At 65.5% G+C, this 14,669-nt stretch carries 16 protein-coding genes; 5 read left to right on the forward strand and 11 right to left on the reverse strand.

Annotated features, from left to right (window positions below):
- Positions 1-2: 2 nt before the first annotated feature.
- A complete protein-coding gene (locus DMR_RS05335) occupies positions 3-740 on the reverse strand; it encodes an arylesterase (RefSeq protein WP_232502882.1) in 738 nt (245 codons plus the stop codon).
- Here DMR_RS05335 and DMR_RS05340 point away from each other — a divergent pair.
- The 3 genes from DMR_RS05340 to rnhA are packed head-to-tail and all read left to right on the forward strand — an operon-like array spanning position 739 to position 2,413.
- A complete protein-coding gene (locus DMR_RS05340) occupies positions 739-1,410 on the forward strand; it encodes an ABC transporter ATP-binding protein (protein ID WP_148208366.1) in 672 nt (223 codons plus the stop codon). The two genes, DMR_RS05335 and DMR_RS05340, sit on opposite strands and share 2 nt — an antisense overlap.
- Positions 1,407-1,928 carry a hypothetical protein gene (locus DMR_RS05345; protein ID WP_015859886.1) on the forward strand — a complete coding sequence of 174 codons (522 nt, stop codon included), beginning with the start codon at positions 1,407-1,409 and terminating at the stop codon, positions 1,926-1,928. The genes DMR_RS05340 and DMR_RS05345 overlap by 4 nt, the downstream gene beginning before the upstream one ends.
- Positions 1,925-2,413, forward strand: coding sequence for a ribonuclease HI (gene rnhA / locus DMR_RS05350; protein ID WP_015859887.1), 489 nt, complete (start codon positions 1,925-1,927; stop codon positions 2,411-2,413). Before DMR_RS05345 ends, rnhA begins: the two co-directional genes overlap by 4 nt.
- A 108-nt stretch (positions 2,414-2,521) precedes the next feature.
- On the opposite strand, the gene DMR_RS24310 is transcribed toward rnhA, so the two are convergent.
- From DMR_RS24310 to DMR_RS05375, 7 genes are all read right to left on the reverse strand, one after another.
- A complete protein-coding gene (locus DMR_RS24310; RefSeq protein WP_148208367.1) occupies positions 2,522-3,295 on the reverse strand; it encodes a hypothetical protein in 774 nt (257 codons plus the stop codon).
- A gap of 180 nt (positions 3,296-3,475) precedes the next feature.
- Positions 3,476-3,616: a nitroreductase family protein gene (locus DMR_RS24315; protein ID WP_015859888.1), complete on the reverse strand. Its 141-nt coding sequence runs from the start codon at positions 3,614-3,616 to the stop codon at positions 3,476-3,478.
- An 88-nt stretch (positions 3,617-3,704) separates the two neighbouring features.
- Entirely contained in the window at positions 3,705-4,037 is a 333-nt protein-coding gene (locus tag DMR_RS05355) for a type II toxin-antitoxin system PemK/MazF family toxin (RefSeq protein WP_015859889.1), read from the reverse strand.
- Positions 4,034-4,279 (reverse strand): AbrB/MazE/SpoVT family DNA-binding domain-containing protein, encoded by a 246-nt coding sequence (locus tag DMR_RS05360; RefSeq protein ID WP_015859890.1) that lies wholly within the window; start codon positions 4,277-4,279, stop codon positions 4,034-4,036. The genes DMR_RS05355 and DMR_RS05360 overlap by 4 nt, the downstream gene beginning before the upstream one ends.
- Positions 4,280-4,480: 201 nt before the next feature.
- Positions 4,481-5,137: a SagB/ThcOx family dehydrogenase gene (locus DMR_RS05365; RefSeq protein ID WP_043600131.1), complete on the reverse strand. Its 657-nt coding sequence runs from the start codon at positions 5,135-5,137 to the stop codon at positions 4,481-4,483.
- Positions 5,138-5,519: 382 nt separating this feature from the next.
- Complete coding sequence (locus DMR_RS05370; protein WP_015859892.1) at positions 5,520-6,605, reverse strand: HD-GYP domain-containing protein; 1,086 nt, start codon at positions 6,603-6,605, stop codon at positions 5,520-5,522.
- A complete protein-coding gene (locus DMR_RS05375) occupies positions 6,602-9,301 on the reverse strand; it encodes a bifunctional acetate--CoA ligase family protein/GNAT family N-acetyltransferase (RefSeq protein ID WP_015859893.1) in 2,700 nt (899 codons plus the stop codon). Before DMR_RS05375 ends, DMR_RS05370 begins: the two co-directional genes overlap by 4 nt.
- A 179-nt stretch (positions 9,302-9,480) precedes the next feature.
- Between DMR_RS05375 and DMR_RS05380 the strand changes: the two genes are divergently transcribed.
- On the forward strand, positions 9,481-10,278 hold the full coding sequence (locus DMR_RS05380; protein ID WP_015859894.1) for an enoyl-CoA hydratase/isomerase family protein: 798 nt from the start codon (positions 9,481-9,483) through the stop codon (positions 10,276-10,278).
- Positions 10,279-10,596: 318 nt separating this feature from the next.
- Here DMR_RS05380 and DMR_RS22325 read toward each other — a convergent pair whose 3' ends face one another.
- The 3 genes from DMR_RS22325 to DMR_RS05395 form a co-directional block, all read right to left on the reverse strand.
- A complete protein-coding gene (locus DMR_RS22325) occupies positions 10,597-11,793 on the reverse strand; it encodes a PAS domain-containing sensor histidine kinase (protein WP_052278953.1) in 1,197 nt (398 codons plus the stop codon).
- A gap of 6 nt (positions 11,794-11,799) precedes the next feature.
- Entirely contained in the window at positions 11,800-12,915 is a 1,116-nt protein-coding gene (locus tag DMR_RS05390) for a 7TM diverse intracellular signaling domain-containing protein (protein WP_148208368.1), read from the reverse strand.
- Positions 12,916-13,023: 108 nt separating this feature from the next.
- Positions 13,024-13,512, reverse strand: coding sequence for a siroheme decarboxylase subunit beta (locus DMR_RS05395; protein ID WP_015859897.1), 489 nt, complete (start codon positions 13,510-13,512; stop codon positions 13,024-13,026).
- Between the two features lie 146 nt (positions 13,513-13,658).
- Between DMR_RS05395 and DMR_RS05400 the strand changes: the two genes are divergently transcribed.
- Positions 13,659-14,651: an NAD(P)H-dependent glycerol-3-phosphate dehydrogenase gene (locus tag DMR_RS05400; protein ID WP_015859898.1), complete on the forward strand. Its 993-nt coding sequence runs from the start codon at positions 13,659-13,661 to the stop codon at positions 14,649-14,651.
- Positions 14,652-14,669 lie beyond the last annotated feature (18 nt).

Here is a 14,669-nt window from a genome sequence, read left to right on the forward strand (position 1 = left end):
GGTTACGGCGCGCCGGCCGGGCGCACGCCCAGGCGCGAGAGAAAGGTTTCCACGGCGGGCAGGCTGCGCCGCACCATTTCGTCCACTCCGGCGGCGGTGGGATGCAGGCCGTCGGGCATGGTCAGGCCGGGAACGCCGGTGACGCCGTCGAGAAAGGACGGGTAGAGCACGGCGTCGTATTTCTTGCTCAGCTCGGCGTAGACGGCGTCGAGGTCGCGGGCGTAGCCCAGGCCGTAGTTGCGCATGGCCTGGATGCCGCAGAGCAGGACCGGGATGCCGGCCGCCTTGAGCCGGGCCAGGATGGCGTCGAGGTTGTCCCGGGGCACGGCCGTGGGCAGGCCGCGCAGCATGTCGTTGGCCCCGAGTTCCAGGATGACGCCGGCCGGTTTGGCGGCCAGCACCGCGTCGAGGCGGGCCAGACCGCCGGCGGTGGTGTCGCCGGAGATGCCGAAATTGAGGATGTCCACGTCATAGCCGCGCGCGGCCAGGGCGCGGGCGAGCTTGGCCGGGTAGGCGTCGGCGGCGGGCAGTCCCCAGCCGGCGGTGAGGCTGTCGCCCAGGGCGGCCAGGGTTGCGGCCGGGGCGGTCTGCGGCATGAAAACTCCAAGAACGGCCAGAGCCAGGGCCAGGGCCAGGGCCAGGCAAACCGGCGCGGTTTGTCTTTTCCGGGCAAGCTGGTATCCTGCCGGGGACGGCACGGGGCGCGGCGCGCCCGCTGTGGGGATGTTGGAGGCGTGCATGATTTCCTTGTCCGATGTGCGGCTGACGTTACAAAGCCAGGCCGGCGGGGTCAACATCCTGCGCGGGGTGGACTTTGCCGCCGCCGCCGGCGAAGTGGCGGCGGTGATGGGGCCTTCGGGCGCGGGCAAGACCACGCTTTTAATGCTCATGGCCGGACTGCTCGCTCCCACCTCCGGCACGGTGACCGTGGCCGGACAGGACCTGACGGCCATGGGCGAGGACGCGCTGGCCCGCTTTCGCCGCGACAACGTGGGCATCGTGTTCCAGGCCTTCCACCTCGTGCCGGCCATGACGGCGCTGGAAAACGTGGCCCTGCCGCTGGAGTTCGCCGGCCGGGCCGACGCCTTCGACCGGGCGGCCCAGGCCCTGGACGCCGTGGGGCTGTCGCAGCGGCGCGGCCATTTCCCGGCCGAGCTGTCCGGCGGCGAGCAGCAGCGGGTGGCCCTGGCCCGGGCCCTGGCCCCGCGTCCGCGCCTGCTTCTGGCCGACGAACCCACTGGCAACCTCGACGGCGAGACCGGCCAGATGGTCATGGAACTGCTGTTTTCCCTGTCCGACGGCATGACGCTCATTCTCGTCACCCACGATCCGGGGCTGGCCGAGCGCTGCGGCCGGGTGGTCCACATCCGCGACGGCCGGGTGGCCGGGGACGGCCCGAGCGCGTCATGAAGCGGCTGTTTTTCGTCCCGCGCGGCCGGTCCTCCTCGGAGCGGCTGGCGCGCGGACTGTTGCTGGCCGGGGTGTTCGCCCTGGCCGTTGCCGCCTATCAGAAGAATTTCGAGCGGGTCATCGCGCGCACCGAGGCCCGGGGCGTGGTGGCCGATCCGGCCGGGGTGCTTACCCGCGAGGACCGGCTGTGGCTGCTGGAAGCGGCCGAGCACCTGCGCGGGCGCTTCGGCCTGGAACTGGCCGTGCGGCTGGGGACGGACCCGCTCCCGGCAACGGCCCCCAATAATCCCAAAAAAATCGTCGTGTACGCGGCCTCGGACTGCGCCGGCAGCCGGGTGGTTCTGCCGCCTCTGGCCGCCGCCGGCCTGCCGGCCGGGCTGCCGGCCGATCTGGCCCGGGAGCACCTGGACGCCGCCTGCCGGGCGGGCAAGGCCCGCGAGGGCCTGCTGGCTGCGGTGGGGCTTCTCGTTTCAGCCCTGGACGAGGCCGCCGACAAGGCAAAAGGAGACGATACGTGACCGAGGAAACCAAAGCGCCGCAGCAAAACGTGATCATCTTTACCGACGGGGCCTGCCTGGGCAATCCCGGCCCCGGCGGCTACGGCGCGGTGCTGCTTCGCGGCGACGAACGCCGGGAATTTTCCGGCGGCCGCAAGCTGACCACCAACAACCGCATGGAGTTGCTGGCCTGCATCGTGGCCCTGGAAGAGCTGGTCGAGCCCAGCGTAGTGTCCATCACCACGGATTCGCGCTACGTCCACGACGCCATCGAGAAGCGCTGGCTGGCCTCGTGGCAGAAAAAGGGCTGGGTCAATTCCGAGAAAAAGCCGGTGAAGAATCAAGACCTGTGGCTGCGGCTGTTGCCGCTTTTGTCCCGCCACAAGGTGAAGTTCAGCTGGGTGCGCGGCCACACCGGCCACCCCGAAAACGAGCGCTGCGACGTGCTGGCCAGGCAAGCCGCCAATTCGCGGGGGCTGGAAGCGGACGCGGGGTATCCGGGGTAGGAAGCTTGTCAAAAACTGAGAGGGCCGCTGATTGTTGGCGGCCCTTGATAAAAAGACTAGCTGCACATTTTTGCGCACAGGGTATGCGGTTTCTTAGTGATGAATGTTTTACAATAAGCGAAGAATCCAATGATGAGTCCGATTAATATGCACAAAAAATATATTATATAACCTATTTTTCGTGCATTGTGTTGTGAGAAATGCTGTTGTTGGTGGAGCGATGTAAGAAAAGATGGTGTATATGAATTTGCAGGGCTGGAGTTTTGAGAGTTTCAATTCAAGAAAGATATGGCTTGAGTACATTATAGTGGCTATATATGTTGACAAAAATGTGAGAGTTGTGATGAATTCCTTGTCGGCACGATAACAATCTGATGTGATAAGTAGTTTTGAGATATCGATTACAGATGACGTGTCTAGCAAGGCTATCCAGTAGACTATTATGGCGGATGGAATGAATGTTGCCGGCGTTATTCCAAATAAATGAATTATGTATGAACCTTCTCTTACACATCTTAAACAGATTGTCTTTTTAGGGTCGTGAGAGACGACTGTAGTTTGTTGTTTTTCCCATATTCCGAGGCGTAAGAGCGCGCCCCATATCCCAAATGCTATAGACAATGAAATTATAAAACCAAGCCAGGCTAGTAGTGGGTAGAATAAACTGAATCCTTTGATATAGTGAATTTTTTCAAAGGCGCTGTAGTTGTCTATTTTGTACCATGGCGGGTCGCAGGAATAGCTTTTCATGCCTGATACAAGGGCAGAAAAAAGAAATGCTTGTAGAGCAGCAAGCCAGCCAAGGCGATTCGCGATTAAATTATATTCTCCGGCTATTTCGCTCCGAATAAATTTATATTGCTCAAGCGGGGTAGTGGACATAGGCTAACCTCATTGTGAAAGAGGTCGACCTATGTCAAATTTGTTTTGCGAAGTAAAGTTCTTTTCACGGTTAATGTTGGCTCGGTGCCGTGCAGAACGTATTTGAATTCAATACCCAAACAAGAGGATTATCCTCCCTGTGCACGATGTCGGCGTCACGCGCGCAATTCCGATGCCCCCCTACGCCTTGGGATACCCCACGCACTGGGCCATGATGACGCGATGTTTCTCGCCCAGTCCCATGGCCTTGGACAGCGCCGGCACATTGATGCTGGCCCGCACCACCGTGCCCAGGCCCATGACCACGCAGTAGAGGTACACGTTCTGGCTGACGTACCGGTGTCGGCTCAGGCCAGGTTGGAACGATTCTGGGATGAGGGGTATCCGGGACAGGAGAAAACGCTGGGGGTCAGGTCAGCAACGTGCGATAGCGCGCCAGGACATCCTCGACGAGGGCCTGGGACGCCTGCCCCACGATCTTCACCCCTCTGGCCCACCAGTCGATGCTGCGCGTGTGGTCGGCCAGCACCACGCCGTAACACCGTTCGCCTTCGGGGATGGGCGCTTCAAAAGGATAGCCTGTTTGCCGGCTGGTGATGGGGGCCACGATGGCCAGGCCGGAGGCCTTATTGTAGACGCCGGGCGAGAGCACAAGGCCGAACCGAGGGCCGCCCTGTTCGTGCCCGGCCTTGGGATCGAAGTCGAGGTGGACGAAATCGCCTCGCTCCGGATACTCCCTCACCAGATTTCCCTGCCCATGGGGTCGCCCCACTCCGTGGCCTCATGCCTGTTCTCGTCCGTGATTTGGCTGACCAGATCGGCAAGACGGTATTGCGGTTTGGGCTGCGCCTTTTTGATCACGATCCCTTCCGCGGACTGGGTGATGCTGACGGCGTCGCCGGCGTCCAGCCCGGCGTCGGCGGCCATGCCCTTGGGAATGCGCACGCCAAGGCTGTTTCCCCACTTCGCCAAGACTGTTTCCACGGCGAACCTCCCAATGACGCGCAGCGGCGTCGGACCTTTGCCGACAGCGTCGCTTGTGCCCAAGGCCCTACGGCCTTGTCTGTCAGGGTTTTGTGTATAAACTTTGTGTATACACGGTTCGTGCTTGCGTCAAGGGCGCGAGGTGTCGTCCAGTCTGATCGCGCCTGCCGACACGCAGGCCGGACAGGCGCGACGAGATGCCTACGCCTTGGGATACCCCACGCACTGGGCCATGATGATGTGCTGCTTCTCGCCAAGGCCCATGGCCTTGGACAGGGCGGGCAGGTCGATGCTGGCCCGCACCACTGTGCCCAGGCCCATGACCGCGCAGTAGAGATACACGTTCTGGCTCACATAGCCGGTGTCGGCCCAGGCCAGGTTGGCGCGTTCCTGGTCGGTCTTGCCCGCCACCTTGCCCATGTCCGCCACGTAGATCAGATCGAGCGGCGCTTCGGCCACGTAGGACTGGGTGCCGGTCAGGGCCCGGATGTCCTGGGAACCCTTGCGCGACAGCATGTGGTCCTTGGGTTCGTAGAGAAAAAAGCCGTCCTTCTTGACCACCCAGACGTCGATTTCCTGTTTGTTGACGGCCGTGGGCGCGGTGCGCTTGCCCGATTCCTTGCGGTTGACGCCGCAGGCCGCCCACAATAGGCCCGAAAGCACCTCGGCCGGGATGTCCTTGTCGGCATAGCTGCGGATGGACTGCCGGGCGCGCAGGGCCTCTTCCAGGGTCTTGCCGCCCGGCAGGGCCGGCGGCGGCAGGATGTCGGCATTCTGGGCCAGGGCGTCGCGCGCCCCGCCGATCCCCAGGCCGACGCACAGCGTGCCGGCCGTTTTCATGAACGCTCTTCTGTCCACTGGGCACTCCTTTCGAGGCATGGGAACCTCGGTGGGAGCAGGCTAGGAGCCGGCGCGGCCGATGTCCAGCCGTGGGCGGGGCGCGGCGGCGTCTGTCATGGGCAGGAAAATGCGTGGAGCGCTGGCTGGGGCTTGGGGAAAACGCCGGAGTTCCGGGTCGTTGTCATGACAATGGTCGCGCGGCGAAGAATGTGTCGCGCGGCAGTATGAAATTTTCGTCAGAATTCGCGCAGCTCGCCGCATCCGGCGTCGTCGCCGGTCCCGCCCAAGGAGCGCGGGCAGAAGACCAGCACCCCCTCCCCCTTTTACCCCTTTTCTCCATTCGGGGGGTCTGGGGGCCTCAGGCCCCCAGCCGCCGGAGGCATCTTCCTCTTTTTCTCTTTTACTCCTGACTGCCTGCCGCCTCGGGCGGCAGTTCGCCGTCCTTGGCCGCGTCGTTGCCTTTGCCGAGCATATCGGCGTCGGCCAGGATCATGATGAGCCGTTTGAACATGGCCCGATCGAAGGTTTCCTTCTTGGCTTCCATCTTGCGCAGGGCCTCGAAGGGCGGGTAGGCCGGCCGCCAGACGCAGGCCCGGGTCAGGGCGTCGTAGGTGTTGCACACGGCCAGCGCCTTGACGAAAAACGGGATGCCGGCCGCCGGCAGGCCGGCCGGGAAGCCCTTGCCGTCCTCCTGTTCGTGGTGGAACAGGATGCAGTGCAGTGTTTCCGTGGGCAGGGGCAGGCCCACCAGCAGCCCCACGCCCATGGCCGGGTGGGATTTGAACAGCGCTTCTTCCTCGGGCGTCCAGCTGTCAGGGCGGCGGTCCATGAGTCCCGTGGGCAGGCCGGTCTTGCCGATGTCGTGCAACAGCGCCCCGACGCCGACCTTGACCAGCAAGTCCTCGGTCATGCCCTTGTGGTCCATGAGCATGATGGAGGTGAGCACCATGGAGGCCAGGCCGTGCTGGTAGTCCTGGTAGCCCTTGCTGATGAGCGGCGCGAGGTTCTGCATGGCCCCGGGGCTTTGCAGGAAGCCGATGGACTGGCGCACGAGCTTGCCCACCTGGTCGAACCGGGCGCGGCTGATGGAGTGGGGCAGCTTTTCTTCCAGCACGCCGCGCACCTGCTGGCTGGCGCTGGCGTGCCAGGCTTCGGCCCGGTCGGCCACGGGAATGGACTCGTCGAGGAGCAGCTCGCCCAGGTTGTCGCGCAGGTAGTTTTCGTAATGGCGCAGTTCGCCCCGGTGGATATAGACGTTCTCAATGTTGCTGGCCCGCAGCCGGCGCAGTTGGTCCTGGGTGAAGGCTCCGCCCCGGGTGGCGAACAGCACCAGGCCCTGGCCCTTGCGGACGTAGAGGGAGAATTTCCCCGTGCCCCAGGGGCGCAGGTAGGCGGTCTTGATGGGCGCGTAGGACTTGAGTTCCTGGGCCGGGATGGCGTCATCGACCGGGGACGGCGGCGCGGTTGGCGCGGGTTTGCCGGTCATGGCAGGCCGCCTTCGCCGTCGGCGGTTTCCTGCAGGGGCAGACGCATTTCCACGACCTCGTCGTCATAGTTGCGGACCACGGAAAAACCGAGCTTTTCGGCCAGCCCTTGCATCCCGCCATTTTCCATGAGCGCCTGGCCGGTGATTTCTTTCGTGCCCCGGCCCCGGCAGTAGCGGATGATCTTTTCCATGAGGGTGCGGCCAAGGCCGGCCCCTTTCTGGTCCGAGCGCACGATGACGGCGAATTCCGCCGTGGCGTTGTCGGGCCGGGTGGAGGCGCGCACCACGCCCAGGGTCTCGGGCTTGCCGCCTTGGCCCGGGGCGGTGGCGATGAAGGCCATTTCGCGCTCGTAATCGATCTGGGTGAGCTTGGCCATTTCGGCGTGGGACAGGGTGGTCACCACGCCGAAGAACCGGTAGCGCAGGTCTTCGGGAGACAGGTGCTTGAAAAATTCAAAATGGGCCGGTTCGTCCTCGGGCCGGATGGGGCGCAGGAGCACCTCGCGGCCGTTTCGCAGGACCGCCTTCTCTTCCAGTTCGCGCGGATAGGGCCGGATGGCCAGGCGGTGGGGATTGGGGTTTTCCTCGGGCGAGAGCCGGATGGCCGCGCCGATGACCGTGACGCCGCCCTGGTGGGCCAGGACGGGGTTGAGGTCGATGGCGGCCACCCGTTCGAGGTCGGCCACGCACTGGGAAATCTGGTTGAGCGTCAGGTAGAGCGCGCCGAGGTCCGCCGGCGGCTGGCCGCCGACGCCGGCCAGGGCGGCCGAGACCCGGGTGCGGCCGACGAGGTCCTTGGCCAGGGACATGTTCAGCGGCGTGAGCGCCACGGCCTTGTCCCGGGTGACCCGGGCGGCCAGCCCGCCCTGGCCGAAGACGACGTAGGGGCCGAAAACCGCATCGACCCGGGCCTGGATGGTGACTTCGTGGGCGGCCGTGCGTCGGCCCATCTCTTGGATGACGTAGCCTTCGATGCGGGCCTGCGGCACATGCTCCAAGGCGCGGCGGCGGGCGGCCTGGGCCGCCTCGCGCACGGCCTCGGGGCCGGTGACGTCGAGGACGATGCCGCCGACGTCAAAGGGTTTGGGGATGTCCGGCGACACGATCTTGACGGCCACGGGATAGCCCAGGGCGTCGGCGGCGGCCACGGCGTCGTCGATGTCTTCGGTAAGCTGGGAGGCCACGGCCCGCACGCCGTAATAGCCGAGCACTTCCTTGGCTTCGGGGTCGGTCAGCGTCAGCCGGCCTTCGGCAAAGGCCCGCTCCACCACGGCCCGGGCCGCCTCGGGGTCCGGGGCGAAGGCTTCCGGGAGGCTGGCCGGCATCTCCATGAGGAGTTCCTGATTTTTGCGGTAGCGGGCCAGCTGCACGAAGGCCGACACGGCCTGGTCCGGCGTGGCGTAGGCCGGCACGCCGGCGTTGTTTAAAATCTTGAGCGCGTCGCCGCCGGCCGGATCGTAGCCCATGAAGCAGGCCAGCACCGTGCGGCTGGTCTTGGCCGCCACCTCGGCCACGGCCTTGGCCGTTGCCTCGGGCGACACCCCGGGAAAGGGCACATGGACGACCAGCACGGCGCTGCCGCCGGGAATGCGCAAAAGCGCCCGTAAGGCATCGGCATAGAGGCTTGGCGCGGCGTCCACGCCCATGTCCACCACGCCCTTGCGCGACCAGTTGGGGCCTAAAAGCGGCGAGAGCGCGGCGTCGGCCTCGGCGTCGAAGGGGGCCAGCCGCCCGCCGCCGTCCAAGAGCGCGTCAGCGGCCATGACGCCCACCGAACCGCCGTTGGTGAGGATGGAAAGATGGTCGCCGCTAAGCGGCCTGGCTCGGGCCAGGGTTTCGGCGGCGTCGAAAAGCGTGTCGATCTCCCCCACCCGCAACATGCCGGCCCGGCGGAAGGCCTCATCGTAGACCTCATCGCGCCCTTCGTCCGGCCCCGGCGGAAAAAGCGTCCACAGCTTGCGCCCGGGTTTGACGACCAGAAGCGGCTTGTTGCGGGCGGCGGCCCGGGAAGCGCTCATAAACGACCGGGCGTCGGTGACGGACTCGACGTAGAGCAGAATCGAGCGCGTATTGGGGTCCGAGGCCATGTAGTCGAGGATGTCGGCGTACTTGAGGTCCACCCGGTCGCCCAGGGACAGGATGTGGGAAAACCCGACGCCCTTGGTGTGGGCCCAGTCGAGGACGGCGGTAAAAAGCGAGGCGGACTGGGAAATAAAGGCCATGCGGCCTGGACGCGCGTCGCGGTTGGCCAGGGAGCAATTGAGCCCGATGCCGGGAACGAGCAGGCCCATGCCCGAAGGCCCGAGGATGCGGATGCCCGACGGCGCGGCCGCTTCGATCATGCGCTGCTGCAAATCGCGCTTGGCGGCCGGTTCGAGCTTGGCATAGCCCGGGGGCAAGGCCACGGCCGCGCCCACGCCGCGCCGGCCGAGTTCGCGCAGGGTCTCGGGCACGGACTCCGGTCCGGTGCAGATGACGGCCAGATCCGGGGTCAGCGGCAGGGTCTCGACGGAGCGGTAGCAGGTCACGCCGTCGATCTCGGCCAGGTCCGGGGCTACGGGCATGACCGGGCCGAGAAACTTGCCGCCAAGCAGGTTTCGCATCACCACCGCGCCCACATGGGCGGGGTCGGCCGATGCGCCGACCACGGCCACGGAGTTGGGACGGAACAAGGCGTCCAGGCTTCGGGCGCTCAATGCGGCGGTCTCCCTGTTGGCGGTTGCGGTTTGGGCGAGGATAGAAGCCTCTGGCGGCCAAAGCAAGGGGTTTCGCCGAATCGCCGGGCCGCGCCCACCTTCCAGGGGCTTGTATTGACAGGAACTACGGCCGGGGGCAGAGTTCAAAGCATCGGCAAAGGGCCGTCTGGGAGGACGTCATGGAAGCCACGACCAGCCTTGTCACGGACAACGAGTTTTTTTCCGCCGAGCGCCGCGACCGTGTTCTTGTCGTGCGCGGCAAGCCGCACTTCACCCGCCATGCCGGGGATCTCAAAAAGATCGACGCCTTTTTCGACCACCTGGAAATCATCGCCCGCACCGACGAGGTCGGGGTGGTGGCCTTTATCGGGTCGCCGGAAAAATCCGGCGGCGACGACACCCTGGAATTCTTCGAAACCCTGATCGGCTCGCGCCGGGAAGACTACCTGCTCCAGCGCCTGCTCAACCTCGTCAACAACTATGCCCTGACCATGGCCGGCCTCAACAAGCTCACCATAAACGCCGACAGCGGCCGCATCTCGCTTTTCCATTTGAGTATGTCCCTGGCCTGCGACTACCGCATCGTGGCCGAGGGCACGGTGTTCGAAAACACCTTCGTGGAACTCGGAACCCTGCCCAAGGGCGGTTGCGGCTATTTCCTGTCGCGCTTGCTTGGCGGCGGCAAGGCGGCCGAGGTGCTCACCTGGCCACGGTTCTCGGCCGAAGAGGCCCTGACGCTGGGCATCGTGGACCGCATCGTGCCGCGGGACAAGCTGGAGCAAACGGCCCTGGACATGGCCGACCACTACCAGGAAGAACAGGTGGCAGCCATGCTGGCCGTGCGCCGGCTGCTCAAAAGCGACGTCAACGAACTGCGCCGCTCCCTGGAGACAGAAGACATGCTGCTTTTAAACCGCGTCAACTCTCCGGCCTTCCGCAAAGTCCTGGAAGCCCGCGCCGCTGCGCGCGGGCGATAAGGGGTAAGTGAGGGAGAGCAAGAGGGGGATGCCTCCGGCGGCCGGGAGGGGCTAAGCCCCTCCCAGACCCTCCCTGCAAGGGGGTAAAGGGGCTGGCGGCGACGCCTTTGAGGGCGGGAGTGTGGAACGCCCTGGAAAGAGCGCGGGCGTCTCGCGCGGAGCAAGGAAACGGCCCGGTCGGCAGTCCGCATGGACGGTCGGCCGGGCCGTCCGCGTTTAGCGTCACGTCCCTTAAAAAATACGAGAGTTTTTTTAAGAAATATATGATTTTAAGATGTTGTCTGCGAAATGTCCGATGTGCGCTTCGTGGGCGCGACACTAGGCGTCTTGCGGCGCGCGCAGCGTCACGGTGACCACGGTGCGGCCGGGGATGGTCGTGTCCGCGACCACGTCGCCGCCAAAGGCCCGGGCAATGAGCCGGGCGCTGTAGGCCCCCAGGCCCGTGCCCCGCGCCTTGCCGGCCGTCACGTGCTTCTCGAACAGCCGGGCGCGGATGTGCGGCGGCGCTTCCCCGGGATTGTCGATGACCAGGCGCGGCGAGGGCGGATCGGCCACGGTCACCACCACGGAGCCGGCCTCATCGGCCGCTTCCAGGGCGTTTTTGAGCAGATTGACCAGCATGGCCGTGAACATGGCCCGTTCGCCCAGGACGATGAACGTCTCGGCCGGGGCCTCGTAGGCGATGCGCCACTCCCGGCCGGCCGTCAGATACGGGGCCAGTTCCTCCCGGGCGTCGGCCAGGAGCGTGGCCAGGGACAACGGTTGCGGGGTCAACCCGAGGGTGCCGGATTCCAGTCGGTAGAGGTGCAGCGACAGGTTGATGCGCGCGGTCATGGCCGCCACGGCCCGCTCCAGCATGGCGATCAGTCCGCGCTGCTGAACGTTCAGCGGGCCGGCCAGCTCCAGGGCTTCCAGGGCGCTGGCCACCGTGGCCAGCGGGCTTTTGAGGTCGTGGCGCATGACTTGGTTGATGTCGTTTTTAAGCTGCTCGAGCCGTTTGGCCTCGCTGACGTCCTCCACGAGAAAAACCGTGCCGCGTTCCGGGCGGGCAGGGTCGAGCCGACGGCTCACGGTTCGCAGGGTGCGGCTGCGTCCGCTGTCTTCGATGACGGCCTCGGTTTCGGCTTCGTGGTCGGCGGCGGCCTGGGCAATGCCGTCCAAGAGCGGCCGGGCCTGGGGAACCTCGGCCAGGGTCAGGCCGTTGAGGTCGTCCCGGTCGAGCTGCTGGGCCAGCCGGCGGTTGGCGAAACTGAATCGTTCGCCGCGCACCATGCCGATGCCGAAGCGCTGGTCGTCGAGGATCATGGCTAGCAGGGCGTTTTTTCGGGCCAGCTCGTCCCGGGCGCTTTCGCTACGGGCGTTTTCCTCGGCCAGCCGGCGGCGCTCCGTTTCGGCGCTGGCCGCCTGTTCCCGCAGGAGTTTGACCCGGTAGGCCAGGGCCAGGGACATGATGAGGGCTTCCGCCGCCGTAGCGGCCAGTATCGCATGAATGCTGGCCGGGGTGGCCGTCACCACGCCAAGCTAGGTCAGGGAATGCAGCGCCCCGCACAGCACGAAAAAGCCCCAGCCGAAAGTGAATGGAACGGCCGGCCGGAAGCCTTGGACAAGGCGCGTCACGGCGGCAATGGACAGGATGGAGGAGGTGAGCAGACCCATGGGCGGGCCGATGAATTCGCTGGCTTCGGGGCCGGTGACGGCAAAAGCGACCGTGGCCGCCAGGGCCAGGCCGATTTGCAGCCGCAGCAACCGGTCCAGGCGTGGGCTTTCGGTCCTGGTCAGCAGGAAGGAACGGGTGAAAAGCCCCATGTTGGCAAAAAGGAGCGAACTGGAGATTTCGAAGCAGTTGAGAAAAAAGGCATGGTCCTCGCCTGTCGGCGTGGGAATAAGTTCGGCCGCCAAGCCAGAGGAGCAGGCGTAGTACACGATAAGCAGCGCCGTGTTGGTGACGTAGAGGGCGTAGCTCGGGTCGCGCAGCGACAGGTAAAGAAACAGGTTGTAGACGAGCATCGCGCCCATGAGCCCGAAGAAAAGGCCCAGTGTCCAGGGCCGGGCGTCGAGAAGTTTTTTGGCTTGGGCGGCCGTGAGCACGTCCGGGTTGACGTTGACCGCGCCGTAGCCGGCCAGCCGGACGTAGAGCGTCGTGGAACCGGGCGGCAGGGCCGGCAGGGCATACGTGTCTGGCAGATAGAGGTTCCACTCGCCGGGCAGGAGGCGGTTCGCCCCGGGACGCTCGGGCAGGAACCATTGCTGCAAGCGGAAATACGGCCAGTTGAGGTCCACGGCGTAGGCGTCGGCCTGCGTCCCCTGGGGCGCGTCCAGGCCCAGGCGCAGCCAGAAAACGTTGTCGCCCGGGGCGGCGTAGCGCCCCTCGGGCAGGGGGCGGAATCGGCCTTCCCGTTCCAGGGCCAGGGCGGCGGCCAGATCGACGTCGGCCCCGGGGCCGTCCAGCACGGACACGGCGGCGATGGTCGGCGGCTGGGGCGTCTGGGCCGATCCGGCCAGGGCGACGAGGCAGGAAAGCCACAACGCCGCGACAAGGGCGCAGATTGTTGTCGGAACACGGACCCGGCGGGCGGGGCGGGGCGTCTTGGCGGTCAGCGCTGCCGGCATGGCCGTGCGGGAGGGCTTGTCCGGCACGGCGACGTTGGCGGCAGGGCGGCCCGGTGGGGCGGATAACGGTTCTCCATGGCGGTCTGTGTGCCACGAAGCCCCGGCCGGGCGCAAGACAAGGAACAGGGGCGGCGGCTAAAAGTAGCGCATGCTCACTTTCTTGAGTTCCTTGAGGCTGAAAAGCATGGCGTAGTCGTCCAGGCCCGTTTCGGCCGAGACGGCGGCCACCACGGCCTGGCAGTCTTCGGGGGAACGGCCGTGGATCATGGTGTAGAGGTTGTACGGCCAATCCAGGCAGGTCACGCGGTGGTAACAGTGGCTGATCTCCTGCCGCTTGGCCATGATGGCCCCCACCCGGTCCACGTCTTCCTCGGGCACGAACCAGGCCACCATGACGTTGGCCCCGTAGCCGGCTTTCTGGTGCTTGAGGGTGGCTCCGAAGCGACGGATTTCGCCGGTGTCGACCATACGCGAGAGCAGGTCCACGACATGCTCCTCGGTGGTTCCCACGGCGGCGGCGATGTCGGCGTAGGGCGTGGCCGTGTCGGGCAGGTTGTCCTGCACGCGCTTTAAGATTTCACGATCGAGGTCGGTCAGTTCGGTGATGCCCGATGCATGGGCCATGGCGACTCCTTGGGGACTGGCGGGTCTGGAAAGCCTTTGTCCTTAGCGGCTTTGTGTGCTAGAGGCAACCGTGGCGGACAATACGCCAAACGGACCGCCGGCAGCGGCGGGGCAGCGGCGGCGCAAGCCCGCCCGGAGGGAACCACATGAAGATCGCGGTGATAGGCGGCGGCAGCTGGGGCACGACCCTGGCCGATCTGGCGGCGAAAAAGGGTCTGGACGCCCGTTTGTGGGTGCGCGAACAGGCGGTCATGAACGAGATCCGCTCCAGCCGGGAAAACTCCTGGTACCTGCCCGGCCGCAAACTTTCGGACCAGCTTGAGGTCAGCACCGACCCGGCCGCCGTGGCCGAGGGAGTCTCCCACTTCGTCTTTGCCGTGCCCTGCCAGTTCATTCGGGCTGCCTACCAGCGGTTCATCAAATACCTGCCCAAAAACGCGGTGGTCATCTGCGCCAGCAAGGGCATCGAGCTCGACACGCTCATGACCATGTCCCAGGTCTGCCAGGACGCCCTGGCGTCCATCAAGCCGCGTTTCGCCATGCTCTCCGGCCCGTCCTTCGCCTATGAGGTCATCCGCGAGATGCCCACGGCCGTGACCCTGGCCTGCAAGGACAAAAAAGCGGCCAAGGACGTGCAGGAAGCCCTGTCCACGCCCTATTTCCGCATCTACACCACCACCGACGTGCGCGGGGTGGAGCTGGGCGGGGCGATCAAGAACATCGTGGCCATCGCCGCCGGCGTGGCCGACGGCCTGGGATTCGGCGGCGACGCCCGGGCAGCGCTCATCACCCGGGGGCTTCACGAGATGAGCCGGCTGGGCAAGGCCATGGGCGGCGACCGCCAGACCTTCATGGGACTGTCCGGCATGGGCGATCTGGTGCTGACCTGCACCGGCGACCTGTCGCGCAACCGGCAGGTGGGCCTGCGCCTGGCCAAGGGCCAAAAGCTCCTGGACATCCTGGCCGACATGAAGATGGTGGCCGAGGGTGTGAAGACCGCCGAGGCCGTCCATGCCCTGGGCCAGAAGCTCGGCGTGGAAATGCCCATCACCGAACAGGTCTACGCCATCCTCTACAAGGACAAGGACCCGTCCAAGGCCGTTTACGAACTCATGACCCGCGACCTCAAGGACGAATAGTCCCGGTCCCCGAAACCC

Origin of the sequence: Solidesulfovibrio magneticus RS-1 (assembly GCF_000010665.1) — a bacterium.
GTDB lineage: Bacteria > Desulfobacterota > Desulfovibrionia > Desulfovibrionales > Desulfovibrionaceae > Solidesulfovibrio > Solidesulfovibrio magneticus.